Below are 245 nucleotides of genomic sequence, written 5' to 3'. Positions count from 1 at the left end.
ATCCAAACCGCCCCGGCCGGTATAGCCACCGCAACAGAGCAAAGCCAACTGCATACCGCCAATGAAAACATCCACCTTATCAGCGGCAACCATACCGACATTACCGCCGGCCAAAGCCTGACCGCCCATGCGGCAGAGAGCCTTAACCTGTTTGCGCAAAGCAACGGCATCAAGATGCAGGCCAATCAGGGTGCAGTCACTGTACAGGCACAGAATGACGAATTGCAGCTGAATGCTTTGAAGGA

At 54.7% G+C, this 245-nt stretch carries 1 protein-coding gene; it reads left to right on the top strand.

Going from position 1 to position 245, the window contains the following annotated elements:
• On the top strand, positions 1-245 hold a 245-nt coding region (locus ACTHUT_RS22405), incomplete at both ends, for a DUF2345 domain-containing protein (RefSeq protein WP_440386929.1).

The sequence above is a fragment of the Neisseria sp. P0022.S010 genome, assembly GCF_051956635.1.
The sequence above is the reverse complement of the archived record's forward strand: the minus strand, read 5'-3'. Positions and strand labels throughout refer to the sequence as shown.